The organism is Bradyrhizobium sp. USDA 4541 (genome assembly GCF_024171085.1).
GTDB classification, from domain to species: domain Bacteria; phylum Pseudomonadota; class Alphaproteobacteria; order Rhizobiales; family Xanthobacteraceae; genus Bradyrhizobium; species Bradyrhizobium australafricanum.
The window spans coordinates 4,636,307-4,656,281 of sequence record NZ_JALJZF010000001.1; the positions used below are offsets into that span (position 1 = coordinate 4,636,307).

Annotated in this window: 15 protein-coding genes and 1 pseudogene; 10 read left to right on the forward strand and 6 right to left on the reverse strand. The window is 61.0% G+C overall.

Translation table 11 applies throughout. The features are described 5' to 3' along the window. Positions 1–157 precede the first annotated feature (157 nt). Positions 158–2,122: an SGNH hydrolase domain-containing protein gene (locus J2R80_RS21810; RefSeq protein ID WP_253639381.1), complete on the reverse strand. Its 1,965-nt coding sequence runs from the start codon at positions 2,120–2,122 to the stop codon at positions 158–160. Positions 2,123–2,345: 223 nt separating this feature from the next. Between J2R80_RS21810 and J2R80_RS21815 the strand changes: the two genes are divergently transcribed. Continuing rightward, positions 2,346–2,666 (forward strand): hypothetical protein, encoded by a 321-nt coding sequence (locus tag J2R80_RS21815; protein ID WP_253639382.1) that lies wholly within the window; start codon positions 2,346–2,348, stop codon positions 2,664–2,666. 270 nt (positions 2,667–2,936) lie between these two features. Here J2R80_RS21815 and J2R80_RS21820 read toward each other — a convergent pair whose 3' ends face one another. The 5 genes from J2R80_RS21820 to J2R80_RS21840 form a co-directional block, all read right to left on the reverse strand. Next, positions 2,937–3,443 (reverse strand): hypothetical protein, encoded by a 507-nt coding sequence (locus tag J2R80_RS21820; protein ID WP_253607782.1) that lies wholly within the window; start codon positions 3,441–3,443, stop codon positions 2,937–2,939. Between the two features lie 117 nt (positions 3,444–3,560). After that, positions 3,561–3,944, reverse strand: a complete 384-nt coding sequence (locus J2R80_RS21825) for a hypothetical protein (protein ID WP_253607783.1) — start codon at positions 3,942–3,944, stop codon at positions 3,561–3,563. 357 nt (positions 3,945–4,301) lie between these two features. Next, positions 4,302–4,703 (reverse strand): hypothetical protein, encoded by a 402-nt coding sequence (locus J2R80_RS21830; RefSeq protein WP_253607784.1) that lies wholly within the window; start codon positions 4,701–4,703, stop codon positions 4,302–4,304. A 905-nt stretch (positions 4,704–5,608) separates the two neighbouring features. Then, positions 5,609–6,802 carry a CaiB/BaiF CoA-transferase family protein gene (locus tag J2R80_RS21835; protein WP_229158105.1) on the reverse strand — a complete coding sequence of 398 codons (1,194 nt, stop codon included), beginning with the start codon at positions 6,800–6,802 and terminating at the stop codon, positions 5,609–5,611. Between the two features lie 131 nt (positions 6,803–6,933). Beyond that, positions 6,934–7,236, reverse strand: a complete 303-nt coding sequence (locus J2R80_RS21840; protein WP_253607785.1) for a hypothetical protein — start codon at positions 7,234–7,236, stop codon at positions 6,934–6,936. 200 nt (positions 7,237–7,436) lie between these two features. Here J2R80_RS21840 and J2R80_RS21845 point away from each other — a divergent pair, with 200 nt between their 5' ends. From J2R80_RS21845 to J2R80_RS21885, 9 genes and pseudogenes are all read left to right on the forward strand, one after another. Then, positions 7,437–10,487, forward strand: a complete 3,051-nt coding sequence (locus J2R80_RS21845; protein WP_253639383.1) for a M10 family metallopeptidase C-terminal domain-containing protein — start codon at positions 7,437–7,439, stop codon at positions 10,485–10,487. A 377-nt stretch (positions 10,488–10,864) separates the two neighbouring features. Next, positions 10,865–10,945: pseudogene (locus tag J2R80_RS21850) on the forward strand (tripartite tricarboxylate transporter TctB family protein); the annotation flags it as partial. A 477-nt stretch (positions 10,946–11,422) separates the two neighbouring features. Continuing rightward, on the forward strand, positions 11,423–12,976 hold the full coding sequence (locus tag J2R80_RS21855) for a lipopolysaccharide biosynthesis protein (RefSeq protein WP_253639384.1): 1,554 nt from the start codon (positions 11,423–11,425) through the stop codon (positions 12,974–12,976). A gap of 2 nt (positions 12,977–12,978) precedes the next feature. Further along, positions 12,979–14,817, forward strand: a complete 1,839-nt coding sequence (gene asnB / locus J2R80_RS21860) for an asparagine synthase (glutamine-hydrolyzing) (RefSeq protein WP_253639385.1) — start codon at positions 12,979–12,981, stop codon at positions 14,815–14,817. Between the two features lie 3 nt (positions 14,818–14,820). Continuing rightward, a complete protein-coding gene (locus J2R80_RS21865) occupies positions 14,821–15,918 on the forward strand; it encodes a glycosyltransferase (protein WP_253639386.1) in 1,098 nt (365 codons plus the stop codon). Between the two features lie 157 nt (positions 15,919–16,075). Further along, positions 16,076–16,645 carry a DapH/DapD/GlmU-related protein gene (locus J2R80_RS21870; protein ID WP_253589789.1) on the forward strand — a complete coding sequence of 190 codons (570 nt, stop codon included), beginning with the start codon at positions 16,076–16,078 and terminating at the stop codon, positions 16,643–16,645. Then, entirely contained in the window at positions 16,635–17,486 is an 852-nt protein-coding gene (locus J2R80_RS21875; RefSeq protein ID WP_253589790.1) for a class I SAM-dependent methyltransferase, read from the forward strand. The genes J2R80_RS21870 and J2R80_RS21875 overlap by 11 nt, the downstream gene beginning before the upstream one ends. A 2-nt stretch (positions 17,487–17,488) precedes the next feature. Further along, positions 17,489–18,415 carry an NAD(P)-dependent oxidoreductase gene (locus J2R80_RS21880; protein WP_253589791.1) on the forward strand — a complete coding sequence of 309 codons (927 nt, stop codon included), beginning with the start codon at positions 17,489–17,491 and terminating at the stop codon, positions 18,413–18,415. Next, positions 18,412–19,572 carry a glycosyltransferase family 1 protein gene (locus J2R80_RS21885; RefSeq protein ID WP_253589792.1) on the forward strand — a complete coding sequence of 387 codons (1,161 nt, stop codon included), beginning with the start codon at positions 18,412–18,414 and terminating at the stop codon, positions 19,570–19,572. The genes J2R80_RS21880 and J2R80_RS21885 overlap by 4 nt, the downstream gene beginning before the upstream one ends. Positions 19,573–19,975 lie beyond the last annotated feature (403 nt).

The following is a 19,975-nucleotide window of genomic DNA, read 5'->3' on the forward strand; positions in this document are numbered from 1 at the left end:
CCGCGGCAGACCGGCGCGACTGCCCGGGGTGCTGGCCGGATGCGTACGGTGGAACCGCGGTGCCGATCAATGCTGCGTCAATTTCGACAACGGGTTTCCAGATCAATAACCCTGGCGCTTCAACGGTTCTCGTTGCGTGGAGTGCGAAGGGATATATCTAATCTTGAGATGCGGAGCTAATCTGGTTGTTGAGAGCGGCAGGAAGGCCGATTAGCCCTGCGAGTTCATGCAGGGTTTCCGGCTCCAGATTGCGCCTGATATGGCTTGCATCGCGGTAGATAAATTCATCGTTGATGTAGGTTTTGCAACTAACGGAATCGCACATCGCGTCTCGTGGGATAAGAGTAGTCACATTGGCGTGTCTTTTTGCGATACCCTCTAGCATCCGGTCGGTTTGAATCGTGTACGTTTTCATAAAGCCGACAGTTGTTGCGTCAAGGTTACATGGCCGTCGTAAGAGACCGGACAGCGAGTTCACTGCACACGGAACAGGGTCCTTGTTGAGTTGCGGGACGCTGCCGACAAGGAGAAAGCGGCGGCCTGGAATTGAGGTCTCATCGATCAAGTCCTCAAGTCCTGAGGCGACCAGAGATATTCTCTTTTCTGGGCTCAGATTGGCATCGCCGATCATCTGATGTGACATCGGGCTCCAAGAAGAAGCCAGGATCACAAGGTTGATAGATGGATCATCGCGCAACAGTCGAATGGCTCGCTTGCGCTGGTCAGTACAATATTCGGCAAAATTCGGGAAGCCCTCGAAGTCTAGGCGCTGAACACGGCCACCAAAGGAGGCGGGGCAGTTCGTGTACAGCAAAATTCCTTCGTTGGGCTGAGCCGCGGCCTGAACTACCGGCGCTAGATGCCCAGCGTGACTATCGCCCCACAGAAGGGCTTTCGTCTTTGCAGTCGCCCACTCGTGGCCGAAGGAGCAGTATTGGCCGTTTAGTTGCGGGAGTTGTTCGTACTTGGGGCAGTCCCATCCCCACATCGCATCTAGGCTGCGTAGAGGGTAGATGGCGGGCGACATGCGCTCCGGAAGCCCATCAGCACTGTGCACGTACATGCCGAAGCAGAAGACAGCCGCGCCGGTCGCGAGGCCGGTTTGCACGGTGCGAGTCGGCGACCATCGGCGTTGTCGGAAAGGCTTCTCAACGAAGCGGAATGAAAGGACTGCCAAGGCGATCGAGATGCCGGCGAGCGCGACTGCCTCAAGGCGGCTGGGCTCTCCGTTGTTGATGTAGTGGCGAAACAGCACCCACACCGGCCAGTGCCAGAGATACAGACTGTAGGAAATCAGCCCGATCGGGCGCAGCTTGCCGAGCCAATGGCTGAGCCATGGTTCGTTCCGGCGCGGCCAGATTACGAGCGCGGCACCAGCGCACGGATATAATGCTGCTGCGCCGGGGAACGCGTCGGCGTGGGCGAAGACAAAGCCGGCGCCAATCAACGCGAGGCCTGTCGCGATTGCCACGGCGCCGAGGCGTTGCGAAAGAGGAGTCAGGAACACCAGCAGCGCGCCGAGTGCAAGCTCCCACGCCCGCGGCAGTACCAAATAGAATGCGCCCTTAGAATCGGCGCCGAGCCAAAACAGACTAGTCACGAAGCCGAGCGCGGCCACAGCTCCGATGCCGAACGCAACGGTGCGATTCCTGACCGCTGGGGCGAATGCGGCGAGCAGAATAGGCCACGCAAGATAGAATTGTTCCTCGACGCCGAGCGACCATGTGTGCAGGAGCGGCATCAGCTCCGAGGTCTGATCGAAATAGCTCGTGTTGAACAGGAAGAAGAAGTTTGAGGCGCCGAACGCCGCGTAGGCCGCGCTCGCAGCTGTCGCCTTGTAGTCGCCTGGCAACAGCAGGAACTTGCCGAGCCACAGAGTCGTCAGCAGTACGACGGCAAGCGCAGGCACGATGCGTCGAATGCGACGGTCGTAGAAGTTGAGGATAGAGAAGGTTCCGTTCGCGATCTCGCCAGCGAGTTGCTGCGTTATCAGGAACCCGCTGATTACGAAGAAAACATCGACGCCAGTAAAGCCGCCCGCCAGAGCTAAATTGTAATGGAAGGCCAACACAGACAGTACGGCGATGGATCGCAAGCCATCGATGTCAGCGCGGTATTTCAAGATTAGTGCCCGCCCGTTCCTAACTGGGTGCGGCAACTTACTCGGCACAACCCGCCCGAGCAAGCGCTGAGCGTGACCACTAAGACACACCAAGCCGCCTTTCGAGCGGCTTTTTCTTTGACAGGTGCATCAATGACCGACCTCGCAGCCTTGAAGGCGGCGAATGAGGCTCGCTGGGCCAAAGCCAAGCTGATCCGGAACTTTACCGGCGTGGCGAAGCGGCTTGTCGCTCCGGGAGGCGAAGGCTCGTTACCAAGCTGTCGAGGTGAAGACCGGAGTTCCCTGGGCCTTCATCTCGGTCGCCCACGAGCGGGAGAGTTCGCAGGACTGGTCCGGTTCTCTCGCCCAAGGCGATCCATGGAACAAGGTCTCAACGCATGTGCCGGCGGGGAGAGGGCCGTTCTCGTCGTGGGAAGAGGCTGCCATTGATGCGCTGGTCAACTGCGCGCCGCGGGCGGGGAAGAACAAGGATTGGTCGATCGGCGGCACATTGACGATGGTCGAGCAATACAATGGGCTCGGCTACGCGAATGGCCGCGGTTGAGTTGGTAATAGGCGCTATGTGGCTGTTCGGTACTGTCAACCCGGCGGTTTTCGCCGTGCTGACGATTGGTCTGCCGGTACTGGCTCTGATGGTTGCTCTGACAATAGTATTGTTGATCCGGTCAAATCGCTCGTCTCAAAACAAGCCGACTTCAAATTTGAACTAGGCCAAGTGCTCCCGCCGGGGTGACACGATTCTTTGGCTTGTGGCGTTTGCGCCATAATACGCGCTTCTAGCGGTGCCGTTAGTGCTTCGCTTCGATATTGACCTTCAAGAATGAAAATGGATCTTTTCTAGCAGCCAGAAGATCCAGGGCTTACGCGGAGGAATTCTAATCGACTGGAACGGGTCAACATCTGCCGGTTCTACGGCGCGATATATGCGGCCATTTGTGTTTGGATTACTGTTGTCGCTTGTCGAGAAATAGAGAAAAACCCAATCATCCTTCCGGTAGGAAAACCGACCGTGTCCTATGTCTCCAATTTCGATGTCCGCGCAGTGGGCCGGCCCGAGGGGACGGCCATCCTCGGTCAGTTCAAGTCGCGATTGATGGGGTGCTTCAGCGGTATCGGCTATTGCTCGCGAAACGGATGGCTGGTAGCGCCAAGCGTAGCCGCCATAGTACTCGAACGGCCCGTACATGATTGTTGGATCGGTGGGCGGTAGAGTGTCCAGATAGAGCCCGATCGGGATGTACATGATCAGCACCGCGGCGAGCGCGTGCCATTTGTTGAGTTTCAGTATCCGCGTCGTCACGTCCTGAAGAGGGGGGGGCACGGGATTTCCAGAGTGGTCCGTAGACGAAAGGCTTTGAATCGTCGGATCAAGTGCCCTGAAAATGGTCTGCCCCGAAGTTCTTCAGGCGTGTTCATGATCCGTGTCGTCATCTGAGTGCTATGCAAGCTGCGCGATAAGCCAAGTCAGATACATTGCGCCGACCGGCGGGAAGAGCATGGCAGAGCTTTTCAGTAGAACGCCGGTGCATGTTAGCCCACTGCACATTTCCCAATTAGAAAACAAAAATTGTCCTGCCGCAAATAATCCAACTCCGAACGAAAGTGTCGCTCGCTCGTCCGTTCCTATGGTCGCGTCTGAAATGACGTCAATAGTCTCTCGGACACTATGCTCCAGGAACCACCAAGCCGGCCAAAAGAGTACGCACAAGGTCTGGCGTGCACCTAAGCGTCCTTCGTGCTTGCGGTAGAAGTGCCCCGCCGTGGCCAGTATGCCCAGCGCGTAGATAAGGAAAAATGGCGCGAGCAGCTTGAATGAAGGCATTGTTTTCCACCCCTTGAACAACAATAACTTTGGTCTATCAACACCTGCGCCGGTGGTCCCGTATCCGGCCCGGATTGCTCGTAACACGATGCAACTTAGAGAAGCATCTCCGTGAAATTACGAGAACGGGAAAAAATGGCAATTTACTCGCCCCGGTCCCGTTGAGTGGATAGCAGGCGCGGCAGTGGCGCCATCCGGGGGCGCGGCGCTGCAGCTTCCCCGTCTTCCCAAGTCTTCTCCGATCGCTTGTGCCGGGCCGCGGCAATAGACCCTATCAGCACCAGCGCGAGGCCCGCGGCGATCATGAGAGCCGGAACCATCTTCTCCCAATCAAAAAGCAGGGCACTCACTTGATAGCTATTTGGCATCATTTACGGCTTGCGCCCTCGCCTGAAGGCCGAGCAATTGAGCTTGGATCATGCTAATGCGATTGTTGACCTCTGCAACCAATTTGTAGGTTCGGTCCAACTCAATGCTCTGCTGGGCTAGCCGCTGTTGCTCAATTCGACGCAGCTCGAGTGTGGCATCTATCGCTGTCGAGCCCAATTGCCTTCGCTGCACCTCAGAGAAGCCAATCGAGATGATATTAATAACGACGGCAGCAGTAACGATAGCTCGCGTAGAAATTGTCATGAACAGTTTCCTTGCCCGAGGCAGAAGATGCGCAATGACGGCAATCGAGGGCAGCAAGGCGATCAGGTAGACCACAGCAGCAAAAGCGAACGGTGTGAGCCGGTCGCCACCAGCGCTGTATGACATACCGTGAAATTTTAGAGAACGACACCTCAATCAGGATCTCGCTGTGGGGGAGCCTTGTCGAGTGCCCGCCGGGTACCTCCGTAGAGTTGAAACGACTCCGACAAACCCTGCTCGCGGCCCTCGCGAAAGGCAAATCGATATGTCGCCCGGACGCACAGTGCGAGGATCAAAATCGAAATTGCCGCGAGAATGAGCCAAGTTATCATGCAGGCCAGCCAATGGTAAGGCGTCGACCAACGTCGACGGCAGCTCGAACATAATAGCGGTGAAAGAGTTTTTTGAATATAAGGACTCCTATCCCTTGGCGGAGGCGGTCACTACCGTATTTTTACGGTGAATCGGTGAGCGGGAGTAAGAGTATGAGTGGGCGTGCGACTACTCGAAAAGAGTTTTATTATTGGGCATCGTTGTTGTTCAGTTTCTCTCCCCTCTGGATTCTTGTGGGACTTCTTATCTTTTTCAAATGGTGATTTCTATCTAGTCCGCAGACTCTCTGGTATGCGACCGGTGGTCTCGCTGTTGGGGAGCTCAAGTATTCGTCCGCGGTCAACCTTGGGATCCAAGTCTTCGGGGCGGATCTCGGCGGCACGACTCCGTTCGGCGCGTTCAGCTTTTCAATCGGTGCGGCGGTGAGTAGCACCGATACCCGAGTCGGTTCGATCGGACGTCGAGCGCAAGTTCACCCGGAATTGGTCGGCGAAGCTCGAATACGCATTTCGGAAGTAAGACTTACTTCGTCGGAGCCGCTAACCAGGCGGACGTCAGCTTTCCACAATCATATTCTGCGTGTCGGCTTCAACTATGCGTTCACTCCAACACCGGTCGTTGCAAAATACTGAGCTGCGCAGCGCGAACTCCCTTCGATGCCCGACAATCTTGCCGGGCATTGTTGTTTCTGACCTGGCTCACACCACCTTGGCGTCCCTGAGCTTGGCAATCTCGTCGGAGCCGAAGCCGAATTCTTTCAGCACCTCGTCGGTCTGTTCGCCGAATTCCGGCGGCCGCACCACCATCTTGCTCGGCGTGCGCGACAGCGTCACGGGCTGGCCGACCAGGCGGATGGGGCGGTCTTCATCGTTCGGCACGTCTTGCGCGATCCCGAGATGCTTGACCTGCGCGTCCTCGAACATCTGGTCGATGGCATAGATCGGCCCGCAGGGCACGCCGGCCTCGTTGAGCTCGCGGACCCAGGTCTCGGTCGACTTCGTCACGGTGCACCTCTCGATCTCGGCGTTGAGCGCGTCGCGGTTTTTTGAGCGGGCAGAGGCCGTCGCGTAGTCGGGATGGCCAAAGAGCTCCGGCGCACCGATCGCCTGCGCGCAACGCTCCCAGATCCGCCCGCCCGTGGTGGCGATGTTGATGTAGCCGTCCGAGGTCTTGAACACGCCGGTCGGGATGCTGGTCGGGTGGTTGTTGCCGGCCTGCTTGGCCACCTCTCTCTCCATCAGCCAGCGTGCGGCCTGGAAGTCGAGCATGAAGATCTGTGCCTGGAGCAGCGAGGTCTGCACCCACTGGCCCTTGCCGGAGACCTCGCGCTCGAGGAGCGCGGTGAGAATGCCCATGGCGCAGAACAGGCCCGCCGTGAGGTCGGCGACGGGAATGCCGACCCGCATCGGTCCGCCGCCGGGCGCGCCGGTCACCGACATCAAGCCGCCCATGCCCTGCGCGATCTGATCGAAGCCCGGCCGCTTGTGATAGGGGCCGTCCTGGCCGAAGCCGGAGATGCTGCCATAGACGATGCGCGGGTTGATCGCGGCGAGGCTCTCATAGTCGATGCCGAGCTTCTTCTTCACGTCGGGGCGGAAATTCTCGACCACGACGTCGGCCTTGGCGGCGAGGCGCTTGAACACGGCGAGCCCGCGCTCGTCTTTCAGGTTCAGCGTCATGGCCCGCTTGTTGCGGTGCAGATTCTGAAAGTCGGAACCCCGCCGGGGGCCGCCCGGCTGCTCGCCACCGGCATCCTCGGTCAGCGCGTCGATCTTGATGACATTGGCGCCCCAATCCGCGAGCTGCCGCACGCAGGTCGGCCCGGAGCGGACCCGGGTCAGATCGAGCACGGTTAAACGCGACAGGGCTTCCGAGGCATGCGGAAAGGGCATTGTGAAAGGGCTCCGGGACAGATTGCGGGCCTACCATAGCGCCGAAAGACCCTGCGGCAAGTCTGGGCCAGCGCGGATGCCGCCTGTCGAAATGCAATGGCTGGCGCGGTTTGCTGCGCTGCGTGAAGGGATCAGCGCGACAGGCGCTTCAGTTCCAAGCGCGCCTTCTCGGCCAGCGGGTCATCGCCGTAGCGCGCAATGAAAAGCTCAAAGGCCTCCCGCGTTCCTTTCCGGCGGGCGGCTTCGTATTCCTCGGCCACCGCGGCAGCAGGATCGCGGGCCATTGGCATGGTGGGCGAGCGTCCCGCCTTGCCGCTGTCATCCGCATTGGCCTTCTCCACCATGACGGGCAGTCCTCCGAAGGGCGTGTGATTGTATCCGGCGAGCGCCGCAAGGGCGCCAAACAGGCCGGCCGCGAGTGAAGATCGTTTCATGAAACCCTGCAAATTACCGGCGCCGCGGGAACCGAGGTTCTTGCTTGCGCCTCGTATGAGTACGGGGTTTGATAGCTAACCGCGCATTATGGCAGAGGTCCGGGCGCTCTCGCCGCATTTAAACCAAACGTTCAACTCTCTAGCTAGAATCATCTGTTAACGCCTCGCATCGGATGGGCTTGCTGCTTCGGAGTTTCCCTTTGGCTACCGCTGTCACGGTCACCAAGACCAACGACGCCGACATAGACGGCCTGCTGTCGGGCTACAAATGGTCGGGCCCGATAACCTATAGTTTCCCGGATTCGCCCAGCGACTACGCCAATCCGTACGCTGGCGGCAGCAGCGAGCCGACCACGTCGGGCTTTGCCTCGGCGCCGACCCAAATGCAGGCTGCGGTCAACTACGCCATTGGATTGATCAACGGCTACGCCAACGCCAACATCCAATACGCGGGCACGAACGGCGCCGACATCATGATCGCGCAATCGCCGTCGGCTAACCCGACTTCCTACGCCTACTACCCCGGCAATTATGCGTCCGGCGGCGACATCTGGTTCGGGACCCAATACAATTACTCGCTCGCCAAGCTTGGCAACTACTATTTCACGACCGCGCTCCACGAACTCGGCCACGCCGTTGGTCTCAAGCACAGCCAGGAGACCGGCGGAGTTGCCAACGTGGCCGTGCCGAGCGCACATGACGACAGCGAATACACGGTCATGAGCTATCGCAGCTATGTCGGGGCGTCCGCGACGAGCGGCTACACCAATGAGGCCTATGGATATCCTCAGACCTTTATGGCCAACGATATCCTCGCGCTCCAGACGATGTACGGCGCGAACTTCACGACCCAGAGCAGCAACACTGTCTACACCTGGAATCCGACCACGGGGCAGGAGTTCATCAACGGTGTCGGGCAGCTCGCGCCCGGCGGGGGCGTCGGCGGCTCGGCCAACCGGATCTACGAGACTGTGTGGGACGGCGGCGGCGTCGACACCTACGATCTGTCGAACTACACGACGAACCTGAGCATCAACCTCAACCCCGGTGCGTCGTCGGTATTCTCCTCCGTTCAACTAGCCTATCTCGGCGATGGCCATTACGCATCGGGCAACGTCTACAACGCCTATCTCTATAACGGCGACGCGCGTTCCTACATCGACAATGCCAACGGCGGGTCCGGCAACGACACGATCTTGGGCAACGCAATTGGCAACGTCCTGAACGGCGGCTCGGGCAACGATACGATCACCGGCGGCGGCGGCAACGACACCATCTTCGGCGGCTCCGGCACCGACACCGCTGTGTATTTGGGCAACAGGGCGAACTACACAGTTAGCTACAACGCAAGTTCGCAGACCTTCACGATAAGCGACCAGCGCGCCGGTTCACCGGAGGGCATTGATGACGTCACTGGCGTTGAGTATTTCCAGTTTGCCGATCGCACGATCGCGGGCTCCTCGGTGATCCCGCCGATCGTCATCGAAGCCGCGGGCTCGACCAAACTGGACCAGATCGGCAGCAACTATTTTCTCGATCCGGTCAGCGGCGGTACGGGCCCATCAGTCAAATATGCCGGGACGCCTTTTGATGCATCCACTCAGGTCGGAGCCTGGACGCCGATCGGGGCGGAGCAGACGGCAAACGGATATCAGATTGCGTGGAAGGTGATCGGTTCGGATCAGTACTTGGTCTGGAACGCCGACAGCAACGGCAACTATGTCTCCTCTGCGACCGCGGTTGTCTCAGGAAGCAGTACAATCCTTGAAGCATTTGAGAGCAGCTTCCATCAGGACCTCAACGCCGACGGCGTGAGCGGCATACCTGCGGCGAGCGTAACCGTGGTCGAAGCCGCCGGCTCGACCAAACTGGACCAGGTCGGCAGCTACTATTTTCTCGATGCGGTCAGCGGCGGTACGGGCCCATCAGTCAAATATGCCGGGACGCCTTTTGATGCATCCACTCAGGTCGGAGCCTGGACGCCGATCGGGGCGGAGCAGACGGCAAGCGGATATCAGATTGCGTGGAAGGTGATCGGTTCGGATCAGTACTTGGTCTGGAACGCCGACAGCAACGGCAACTATGTCTCCTCTGCGACCGCGGTTGTCTCAGGAAGCAGTACAATCCTTGAAGCATTTGAGAGCAGCTTCCATCAGGACCTCAACGCCGACGGCGTGAGCGGCATACCTGCGGCGAGCGTAACCGTGGTCGAAGCCGCCGGCTCGACCAAACTGGACCAGATCGGCAGCTACTATTTTCTCGATGCGGTCAGCGGCGGTACGGGCCCATCAGTCAAATATGCCGGGACGCCTTTTGATGCATCCACTCAGGTCGGAGCCTGGACGCCGATCGGGGCGGAGCAGACGGCAAACGGATATCAGATTGCGTGGAAGGTGATCGGTTCGGATCAGTACTTGGTCTGGAACGCCGACAGCAACGGCAACTATGTCTCCTCTGCGACCGCGGTTGTCTCAGGAAGCAGTACAATCCTTGAAGCATTTGAGAGCAGCTTCCATCAGGACCTCAACGCCGACGGCGTGAGCGGCATACCTGCGGCGAGCGTAACCGTGGTCGAAGCCGCCGGCTCGACCAAACTGGACCAGATCGGCAGCTACTATTTTCTCGATGCGGTCAGCGGCGGTACGGGCCCATCAGTCAAACATGCCGGGACGCCTTTTGCTGCATCCACTCAGGTCGGAGCCTGGACGCCGACCGGGGCGGAGCAGACGGCAAACGGATATGAAATTGCTTGGAAAGTTTCGGGCGCCGATCGGCATACCGTTTGGAACACGGACAGCAGCGGCAACGCTATCTCCGATACTATTGGTGTGGTGTCCGGAAGTAGCGCCGCGCTGGAACACTTGGAGCCAAATGTCCAACAGCACTTGGATGGCAACGGAGTGATTGGCATTTCCACGCTTATGATTGCTGTAACCGGCCAGACATCGGTGACTCCATGTCCTGCATCGCAAGGGGCCTGGATCGCAGCTAGCAATGATAGTTTCGTATTTCACCGGGACATCGATGGGGGCGGTGTAGTGAATGCCGGAAGCGCGGAAATTGTCGCACCTGATGGATTTTCTTTGGTTACTACCTGTAAACAGCTGATGGAGCTCTTGCACGAAACGCCGAGCGATCAATCCCACGCCATGTCCGAGTTAGGGAGCGATTTTCATGATGCCGTCATGGGGCGGGATACAACCAACGTACGTATGGCCGACCTGAACACGGGCTACTTCATTGTCCATTAGGCCGTGTGGACAGTTGCCTTAGCCAGAGCGGAGCGGTAGCGATCGTTAAGATGGCGAAGTAATTTCGGGAGGTTTTTCGTAGCGCGTTGCGATGCGTCTGAACCGCTGCAGTTTTGAGAAGCAGCGTTCGATCACGTGACGCTCGGCATGGAGAGGCTTGTTGAACGGATGTTTGATTGCCCATGAGGGGGCACGATGGCTTGTGTGCCTTTTGCGCCGATGGCGGATCGCAACGCATCCGAATCGTAGGTCGCATCGCCGTCAGCACATTGGCTGAGAGCCCCTCGATGAGCGGTTGGGCTTGAGGCGCTTCGCCAGCTTGACCTGCCGTTAGGCCGATGGCCGTTCTGCTGCGCGCGCTCGCGTCAGCGCGCGGCTACGACAATTGGCGTACAGGCGCGTCCTGGGATGCGACCGGGCTCGAACCCGGTCACTTCTCGTTCTATCTCTGCATCATCCGGCGGCCTCTACGGCCTCACGGCGGTCCTTGCGCGGCGGCCGAGAGACCTTCGTCACGCGCGCAGGCCCGCCGCGTGATGACGGTGCTCGAGCTGGCGCACGCAGTGAGCCCGGAACGTGCCTGGGTCAGATCGAGCATGCCGAAGCCCGACAGGCTCGGGATGTGGCGGAAAGGGCATTTAGATACCTCTTGTTTGAACGGGCGGCTTTGGGTCTGTGCTTATCTGCTTTAGAATTTAGACAGGCCTTTCCAATTGTTGCTTGAACGACAAGCCAGGCCGCAAGCAACCAGCCATGGTTCCGTGGAGATCGGCTCGTGCCTTTGCTGCGGCCCTGGCCTGGTCCCACGGCTCCCCGCCGTCTGCCAACCCTCGACAATCACCGCGCCGGCTGCTAGCCCGTCGTCATGCCGAATGGGTTTTGCCCTTACGGAAGAGGCACTTGAGGCGTATCGGAGCGATGGACCGAAAGCGGGCATGGCGGTGAAAAAGGGTCCATCCCATCTGCTCGGTAACTCGGCATGGAACGCGACCGCCTTCGCGGTTGCGGTGCTGCTGAACCTCGCGATCCTGCCGTTCGTGATTTTCCGGCTCGGTCTCGCCGCGTTCGGCGTTGCGGGTCTGGTGACGGCCTGTGTCGCGCCGGCGCTGATGTTCAGCAATGCGCTCGGCCTTTCGACGGCGCGGGAACTCGCGCAAAGGCTGGAACCGTCCGACCACGACCAGGCGCGGCGATTTTTCGCGACTGCTTTCGCGCTTGCCATCGTCCTTGGCGGCCTGATCGCGGCGTTGCTTGCCTTTGCCGGCGCGCCGCTCGCACGGCTGGGATTCCACCTCGGCGGCCCGGCCGCCGACGACCTCGGGCTCGCCTTCGCATTGGCGGGCGCCGGTTGGCTGTTCCAGTGCCTGTTCGCCGTCTTCCTCTCGCTGTTCACGGCGCGTCAGGACTATCGGCGGATCGCGTCGATCAGCATCACGGGCACGGTGGTGACGACGATGTCGATGCTGCTGCTGATCCCGCACGCACCGCGCGCCTCGACCTTCATCGGCTGTCAGGCCTTGGGCTTTGCAACCAATCTCCTGATGGTCGTCGCCTGGTCGCGACGCGCAATCAGTGACTGGCTGGCACGGCCGGAGCTCGATCGCGGCGCGTTGCGTGCACTGGTGAAGCTTGGCGGCTGGCAGGTCGTGGCGCAAAGCGGCGCGCTGTTCGCAGGCCAGGCGGACCGTTATCTGCTCGGCGCGCTGCTGCAACCGCAATTCGTCGGTTTCTACAGCGTCGCGCAGCGGCTGGAGGAGGCTGTCTATATCGGTGTGCTGAAGATCGGCGAGATCTTGTTCCCGTTCTTCAGCACCCTGCAGAGAGAGGATGACGATCGCAAGGTCGACCTCCTGCTTCGCTCGTCCTGGATTCTCAATGTGCTTGCCGCGAGCGCGCTGGGTGGCCTGATCCCGGTCGCAGGCGCATTGCTGCATCGATGGACCGGCGCCGAGGTCGCCGCCGAGGCCCAGCTGGTGCTGGTGGTGCTTGCGATCAGCGGAATATTGGGGTCCAGCGCCAATGTGTTTGCGTTCTATCTGCTGTCGCAGGGGCGCTCCAGTTCCAACGCGCTGATCTCGCTCGTCACGGGCATCTTCACGCTGGCGACCAGCGCCATTGCGCTGCCGTATTTCGGCTGGCAGGCGGCCGGCTGGAGTTCCTGTGTCGGGATGGTTGCGCAGATGGTGATCACGGTGCTGCTGTTGCGGCGTACCTTCAGGCTTTCGGGGATGTGGTCACGGATGCTGCATTTCGTCCTGATCCCGCTCGGGACGGGGATCGCCGTTGCGCTGGCGCTGCGCTCGCAGCTCGGCCATGTGCCATTCGACCAGGCGCCGTCATGGTGGTATGTGGTGTCGCTGTACGGTATGTCGGCGGCGGCGATCTTTGTTGCCGCCGTTGCCGTGTCGCAACTGGGTCCCTACCGCGCCGTCTGCTGGCGCGATCTCCACGTCATCATCACTCGCTTCTTGCCCTTCAAGGCCGTCTAGACATGTGCGGTATCGCAGGCATCGTCAATCTGCGCGGCGCTCCCGTGGAGCCGGCTGACATCTCGCGGCTCACCAATTTGATCGCGCATCGCGGTCCGTTCGGCGAGGGCACCTGGTTCAATGCCAAGCGAAACGTCGCCTTCGGCCATCGCCGGCTCGCCATCATCGATCCAGGCGAGGGTGGCTATCAGCCAATGGCATCAGGCGACGGCCGCCATGTGATCGTCTACAATGGCGAGATCTACAACTTCCTCGAATTGCGCCGCGAACTCGAGGCGAAGGGCGCAGCCTTTCGCAGCCAGTCCGATACCGAAGTGATCCTCGCCGCCTGGCAGGCGTGGGGCGAGGACATGCTGCTGCGCTTCAACGGCATGTGGGCGCTGGCGATCTACGACACGGCCACGGATGATTTGTTCCTGGCGCGCGATCGCTTCGGCATCAAGCCGATGCTGTATGCGTTTTCATCCGAGCGGTTCGTGTTCGCGTCCGAGCAGCGCGCGCTGGCGCGGAGTGGGCTGGTTGAGACGTCGCTCGATGTCGACGTGGCGCGGCGGCTGTTGCTTGATCCGTTCGGGATCGAAGGCAGCGAGCGGACGCTGTTCGCGCAACTGCGCCGCCTGCAGGGCGGCCACTGCATGTGGTTGCGCCAGGGGCGTGTGCAGGTGCGCCGCTGGTGGCGAACCGTGGACCATCTGCCGGCAATCCCGGACACCGAGACCGCGCGCGTCGAGCGCTTTCGCGACCTGTTTCAGGATTCCGTCGCGCTGCGGATGCGCAGCGACGTTCCGATCGGGACCTGCCTGTCCGGCGGCTTCGATTCGTCCGCGGTGATCTGCGCCATGGCGACCCATGAGAAAGCCGGCATGGGGCCGCGTGACTCGACCGCCTGGCGGCACGCCTTTGTCGCGACCTTTCCCGGCGCCAGCAATGACGAGCGGCCGATGGCGGAGGAAGCGGCCGCGTGGGCCGAGGTGGCACCGAGCTTCCTCGAGATCGGGCGCTCCGACGCGCTCACCGACCTTGACCGCATCCTCGACGACAATGACGACGTCTATATCGGACTGCCGAGCGCGCCGTGGTTGATCTATCGCGAACTCCGGCGCCAGAACGTCACCGTGTCACTCGACGGCCACGGCGCGGACGAATTGATGGGCGCCTACCTGCAGGAGGGACAGTCGGCCGCATTCCGGATCCGGAACGCAGCAGCCGCGCTCACCTCACGATCGCAGCTGGCGCAACGCGGCATCGACTTCCTGCGCGCGCAGATGATCAGGCGCGAGGGGCACTACTTCCTGCGCGGAGGCGCTACGGCCGCGCCCGCGCCGCTGCCGCTGGTCGCCGAGGATGACGAATTGCCTGATACATGGGGTGCGTTGAACCGGCGCCTCTACCGCATGTTCCATTCGACCACGCTGCCCACCATCCTGCGCAATTTCGACCGGCTCTCGATGGCGCACGGGATCGAGGTCCGCATGCCGTTCATGGACTGGCGGTTGGTCACCTACACGATGGCGCTGCCGGAAACGAGCAAGTCGGCAGACGGCCAGACCAAGGTGGTGGCGCGGCAGGCGATGGCGAACCTGATGCCCGAAAGCATCCGCACCGCGCGCCGCAAGGTAGGCTTCAACTCGCCGATGCCGGAATGGCTGAACGGGCCATTGGCGGGCTGGACAGCAGAGCTGCTCGAGCGGAATGTTCCGGCATTTGCCGAGTTCGTCGACGAAACGCCCCTTCGAAAGGCGGTCGGCCGCTTGACGGCGTCGCAGAGCTGGGATTGGAAGAGTGTCGGCCGGATCTGGCCTTATCTGAACATGAAATGGATGTTGGCAAGGTCCGCGTAACCAATGCGTCTGTTCCAGAATAGCGGTCTCTATCCGTCCTATTTGCCGAGGCTGAACCAGCTCGCGGCAAAGGCGTCAAGTTTCGACGCGCGCCGCGACGTGTTTCTGCACGATCGGTTTGGCGCCGCGCATTTTCTCAAGCCCGTGCTCGACGGCGCAGCTGAAGCCTTCTTCACGAATGGCGACGACGAAGTGCTGCAGCGCCAGTGGGCGCGTGAGCAGGGCATGAAGGAATCGCCGACGCTCGAGGCCATTCTGCTCGCGCAGATCGAGCATCATAGAACCGAGGTGTTCTACAATCTCGATCCGGTGCGCTATCCGAGTGCGTTTGTCGCCAAGCTTCCCGGCTGCGTGAAGAAGACGCTGTGCTGGCGCGCCGCGCCTTCCGGAAATGCTGATCTCACCGCCTATGGCGCGGTGCTTGGAAACTTCCCCTCGATCCTCGAGGCGTGGCGCAGCAAGGGGTGCCGGGCGGAGCTCTTCTTTCCCGCGATCGACCCCGTCATGGAGCAGTACGGCCACGGCGAACGGCCGATCGACGTGGCGTTTGTCGGGGGATATTCGCGGCATCATAGCGCGCGGGGCAGGACCCTCGAACAGGTCGCCGCCCTGGCGACCAATCGCAACATCGTGTTCTGCCTCGATGCCTCGCGGCTGACACGGCTTGCCGAGAGCGCGGTCGGGCGATTGCTGCCGCTGGGGAAGCACCGCCGCCCCGACGCCATCGCGCGAATCGCAAGGATGCCGCTGTTCGGCCGGGACCTCTACGAGCTGTTCGGATCGGCGAAGATCGTGCTCAACGGTGCAATCGACATGGCCGGCAACGATCGCGGCAACATGCGCTGCTTCGAGGCGATGGGGTGCGGGTCGCTGCTGGTGTCGGATGCCGGTAATTATCCGGAGGCGATGCGGGACGGGGTCACGATGCGTACCTACGACGCGCCGGAAAAGGCCGCCGCCACGATTTCAAGCAGCCTGCAGGATTGGCCGCAATGGGCCGGGATCGCTGGTTCCGGCCGGCGCCGCGTGCAGGAGACCTACAGCAAGGCCTCGCAATGGGCCCAGTTTATCGATCTCGTCGCGCGGATTGAGCCGTGCTAGACGGTGCAGGGTGGCCGTCCCGCTTGCCCTGCCGCATTGTACAGGTTACGCGGCGGTGGGAGGCGATGTTTCCGATGCAAGTCCGTTTGACCCGCACGCGGGCGTTCGACGAGAGAGCAAACCATGCTGACGCCTTTGCGTAGATCGAGCTGAGCAAATGAATCTCGACTATTGCCTGCAGCGGCTGGTGGGGCGTGCGACGTGCCGGCTTGGAGCGGGCGCGAAATTGATGCGGACTGCGCGCATCCGCAACACTCGTCGCGACAGCGATCGGATTGTCATTGGCGAAAATAGCATCATCCGCGGGGAGTTGATGACCTTCGCGCACGGTGGCGAGCTGAGAATCGGCGAGTGGTGCTACGTCGGAGAGGGAACCCGGATCTGGTCTGCTGCCTCGATCGAGATCGGCAACCGCGTTTTGATCTCGCATTCGGCAAATGTCTTCGACAATCTCACGCATCCGCTGCGCGCGGCGGAGCGGCACCGGCAGGTCCAGCAGATTTTCACGCGTGGGCATCCGAGCGATATCTCGCTTAACGAGAGCCCGGTTAGAATTGGCGATGACGCTTGGATCGGAGCGGGTGCGATGGTGTTGCGCGGAGTGACGGTCGGGCAGGGCGCTATCGTCGCGGCCGGCGCGGTCGTGACGAAGGACGTCGCAGCGTTTTCGATCGTGGCGGGCAATCCGGCCGTGCAGGTAAGGGAGCTTGGCCCCGATGAGCGGTGAGCGCAAGTTTGCCACCTGGGAGGAAGCGGTCGTCTGGCTGCGCAATCAGCCCGACCAGGGCCAGCTTGTGCTCGACGCATTTTACGACGATCCCCTGGCTGGCGCTGCTGAACGCTATTTCCTGAGCTCCGAGTGGCAGGCGGTCGCCGCGCTGCTGGCTGGCCGGACCGGCACCGCACTCGACGTCGGCGCCGGCCGTGGCATTGCAAGCTACGCGCTTGCCCGAAGCGGCTTTGCCGTGACGGCGCTCGAGCCGGATCCCAGCGCAATCGTGGGGGCTGCGGCGATCCGGGGGCTGGCGCAACAGGCGCAATTGCCGATCCAGGTGGTTGAGGAGTTTTCCGAGCGGTTGCCGTTCGCCGATGCGACGTTCGATCTCGTCTTTGCCCGGGCCGTGCTGCATCACACGCGCGATCTCGAGGGCGCGTGCCGGGAGATGTTTCGCGTGCTGCGCCCCGGCGGCATGATGATCGCGGCGCGCGAGCACGTCATCAGCAAGGAGGCCGATCTTCCGCAGTTCCTTGCACAGCATCCGTTGCACCACCTTTACGGCGGCGAGCATGCCTTCCTGCTCGATCGCTACACCGGCGCGCTGGCCACCGCAGGATTTTCCTCGGTCGACACACTGGCGCCGCTCCAAAGCCCGATCAACCTGTTTCCCTATACGCTGGAGAGCCTGAGGACGGCGATCGTGACGAAGCTGACGCAGAAGATTCCAGTGGCGCCGCTGTGGCGAACCGCGCTCGGGTCACGCTCGATCTTTATCTCGCTGCTATCGATGGCCGAACGTTTCGACAATCGGCCGGGCCGGCTCTACTCCTTTGTCTGTCGCAAGGCCTGAGGATGATCGTCTGGGTTACAGGCGCGAAAGGATTCATCGGCCGCTATCTCGCGCACGCGTTGGCGGGGGCGGACCGTGCGGTGCATGGCGTCGGACACGGGGCGCTTGACGCAGCGGAAGCCCGGCGGCTTGGCTTGGCGAGCTGGACCAATGGTGAAATCGACGCGGCCAATCTTAACGCGCTTGCGGCTGCGCACGGGCTGCCGACGCACGTCTTTCATCTGGCCGGCGCATCGTCCGTCGGCGTCTCGATCGAACGCCCATTCGAGGATTTCTCGCGGACTGTCGTGAGCACGGCGCGGCTGCTCGAATGGCTACGCGGATCCGCGCCGAACTGCGCAGTGATCGCGGCGTCGAGTGCGGCCGTTTATGGCGCCGACCATTTTGGCCCAATCCCTGAAAGTGTCATCCCGACTCCGATGTCGCCCTATGGGCAGCACAAGTTCATGATGGAGCAATTGTGCCGGAGCTACGCGCAGTCGTTTGGCATCCGCTGCACCATCGTGCGGCTGTTCTCGGTCTATGGCCCCAATTTGCGCAAACAATTGCTCTGGGACATCTGCTCACGGCTGGAAGCGAGGGAGCAGGTGCTCACGCTCGGCGGGACGGGCAACGAAATCCGCGACTGGACCGACGTGCGCGATGTCGCGAGGCTGCTTGCGAGCGTCGCGGACCCGTCGCAAGAGAGCTTCCGGGTCATCAATGGCGGTTCAGGCCGAGGGACCAGCGTTGCCGATATCGCCGCCGGCCTTATCCGGCAGTGGGGCAGCAACACCGTTGTGCGGCACTCCGGAGTGAGCCGGCCCGGTGATCCCGTGAGCCTGTTGGCCGACGATGCAATGCTGCGTCAGGTCGGGTTCGATTGGCGCGTTTCGCTCGATCAGGGCCTTGCCGATTACGTGGCGTGGTTCAAGGGCCAAGCTTCGTGACGCCGCGCCCATTGCGGTTCGCGTTCAGTCACATTTCGCGACGGCTATGGGCCGGCGGCTACAATTATCAGCGCAATCTGTTTGCGGCGCTTGCCAGGTTTCTGCCCGGCGAATTTGTTCCGATCGTCTTTGCCGGGAACAGGGCCGAGGAGAATGAGCTCGCGGAGCTTGCCGCAATACCGGGTGTCGAGGTCGTTCGATCGGAGGCATTCGATGGACAGCCAGGGTTGGCCGCGGCACTCGGGATCGGTCTGGATCGGGGAGCCGCGGCGGCGTTTCGAGGCGCCGGGATTGATGTCGTCGTCGAATCGGCACGTTTCTTTGGTTGGCGGCTCGCGCATCCGGCAGTGGCGTGGATTCCGGATCTGCAGCACCGCTCGCTGCCGCAACTGTTTCCAACGACGGCACGCTGGCGCCGCGAGCTTGGCTTTCGCATGCAAATCGCCTCGGGCCGAACCATCATGCTGAGCAGCGAGAGCGCGCTGCGTGATTTCAAGGCCTACTATCCAGGCGCAAGAAACAAGGTCTGCGTCGTTCGCTTCGCGACCCAGCCACCGGCCGCGTTCCTGAACACCGACCCGTCGGACGTAATCGCGGAATATAATCTGCCAGCGAACTATTTCTACCTGCCCAATCAGTTTTATCGCCACAAGAACCACCAGCTCGTCGTCGACGCCTTGACGATCCTGAAGGGGCGGGCGATCGACGTGGTGATCTGTGCATCCGGCAGCAAGGAAGACCGGCGCGAGCCGGGCTACTATGATCTGGTAAACTCCGAGATCCAAAAACGCGGCCTTGAAGCGCAGTTCCGCCACCTTGGCGTTATCCCGCTGCCGCATGTCTACGCGCTGCTGCGCGCTTCAACAGCCCTGATCAACCCATCGCGCTTCGAGGGCTGGAGCACGACCGTCGAGGAGGCGAAGTCGTTTGGCGTTCCAGTGATCCTGTCGGATATCGACGTGCACCGCGAGCAGACCTCAGGTGCCGCCCGCTATTTCGGCGTCGATGACCCGGTCGCGCTGGCGGATCATCTGATGCAGATTTCGGAGATGAATAGCCCTCCGACGGTACGAAACATTGTCCCGCATCAGGACGACAATGTCCGTGCGTTCGCGCGAAGCTTTTCGGACGCTATCCGGCAAACCGCCGTGAGTTGAAGGCCAGCTTCCTGGGGGCGGCAAGACGTGACCCCACGCTACCTCATAAGCGACCACCATGATCGCCGAGCCGGCCATAGACGCTGCTGAGCTTCGCAATTCAGGAAGATAGCTTGCCCTTCATCGATTGATATTTGAGTTGCGCTCGGCAGCAATCCTTGCTGCCTGCTAGCCCTCCACGATTTTCCAAGCGCGCCGGCAGAGTCACCAAGCGCTCCGTCACCTGGTTAGCCAATGTGGTTCTTGGGTTTCAGATTGCACCAGTGTTTCTGTAGGTTTCTGGCTGGCCAATTCTGCACGGTGAATAGCTCAATTGAGCTATTCACGCTTTCACCGTTTGAAAATAATGTGTTCAAGCACAAGAAGCGTCTTGCGTCTCATGCGGGTGCAGTACGGAGCTTAA

Excerpts from the sequence above, each read along its gene's own strand:
- J2R80_RS21825 (WP_253607783.1), bottom strand. The coding sequence starts at position 3,944 with ATGCCTTCATTCAAGCTGCTCGCGCCATTTTTCCTTATCTACGCGCTG.
- J2R80_RS21830 (WP_253607784.1), bottom strand. The coding sequence starts at position 4,703 with ATGTCATACAGCGCTGGTGGCGACCGGCTCACACCGTTCGCTTTTGCT.
- J2R80_RS21835 (WP_229158105.1), bottom strand. The coding sequence starts at position 6,802 with ATGCCCTTTCCGCATGCCTCGGAAGCCCTGTCGCGTTTAACCGTGCTC.
- J2R80_RS21840 (WP_253607785.1), bottom strand. The coding sequence starts at position 7,236 with ATGAAACGATCTTCACTCGCGGCCGGCCTGTTTGGCGCCCTTGCGGCG.
- J2R80_RS21855 (WP_253639384.1), top strand. The coding sequence starts at position 11,423 with ATGGCGGTGAAAAAGGGTCCATCCCATCTGCTCGGTAACTCGGCATGG.
- asnB (WP_253639385.1), top strand. The coding sequence starts at position 12,979 with ATGTGCGGTATCGCAGGCATCGTCAATCTGCGCGGCGCTCCCGTGGAG.
- J2R80_RS21865 (WP_253639386.1), top strand. The coding sequence starts at position 14,821 with ATGCGTCTGTTCCAGAATAGCGGTCTCTATCCGTCCTATTTGCCGAGG.
- J2R80_RS21870 (WP_253589789.1), top strand. The coding sequence starts at position 16,076 with ATGAATCTCGACTATTGCCTGCAGCGGCTGGTGGGGCGTGCGACGTGC.
- J2R80_RS21875 (WP_253589790.1), top strand. The coding sequence starts at position 16,635 with ATGAGCGGTGAGCGCAAGTTTGCCACCTGGGAGGAAGCGGTCGTCTGG.
- J2R80_RS21880 (WP_253589791.1), top strand. The coding sequence starts at position 17,489 with ATGATCGTCTGGGTTACAGGCGCGAAAGGATTCATCGGCCGCTATCTC.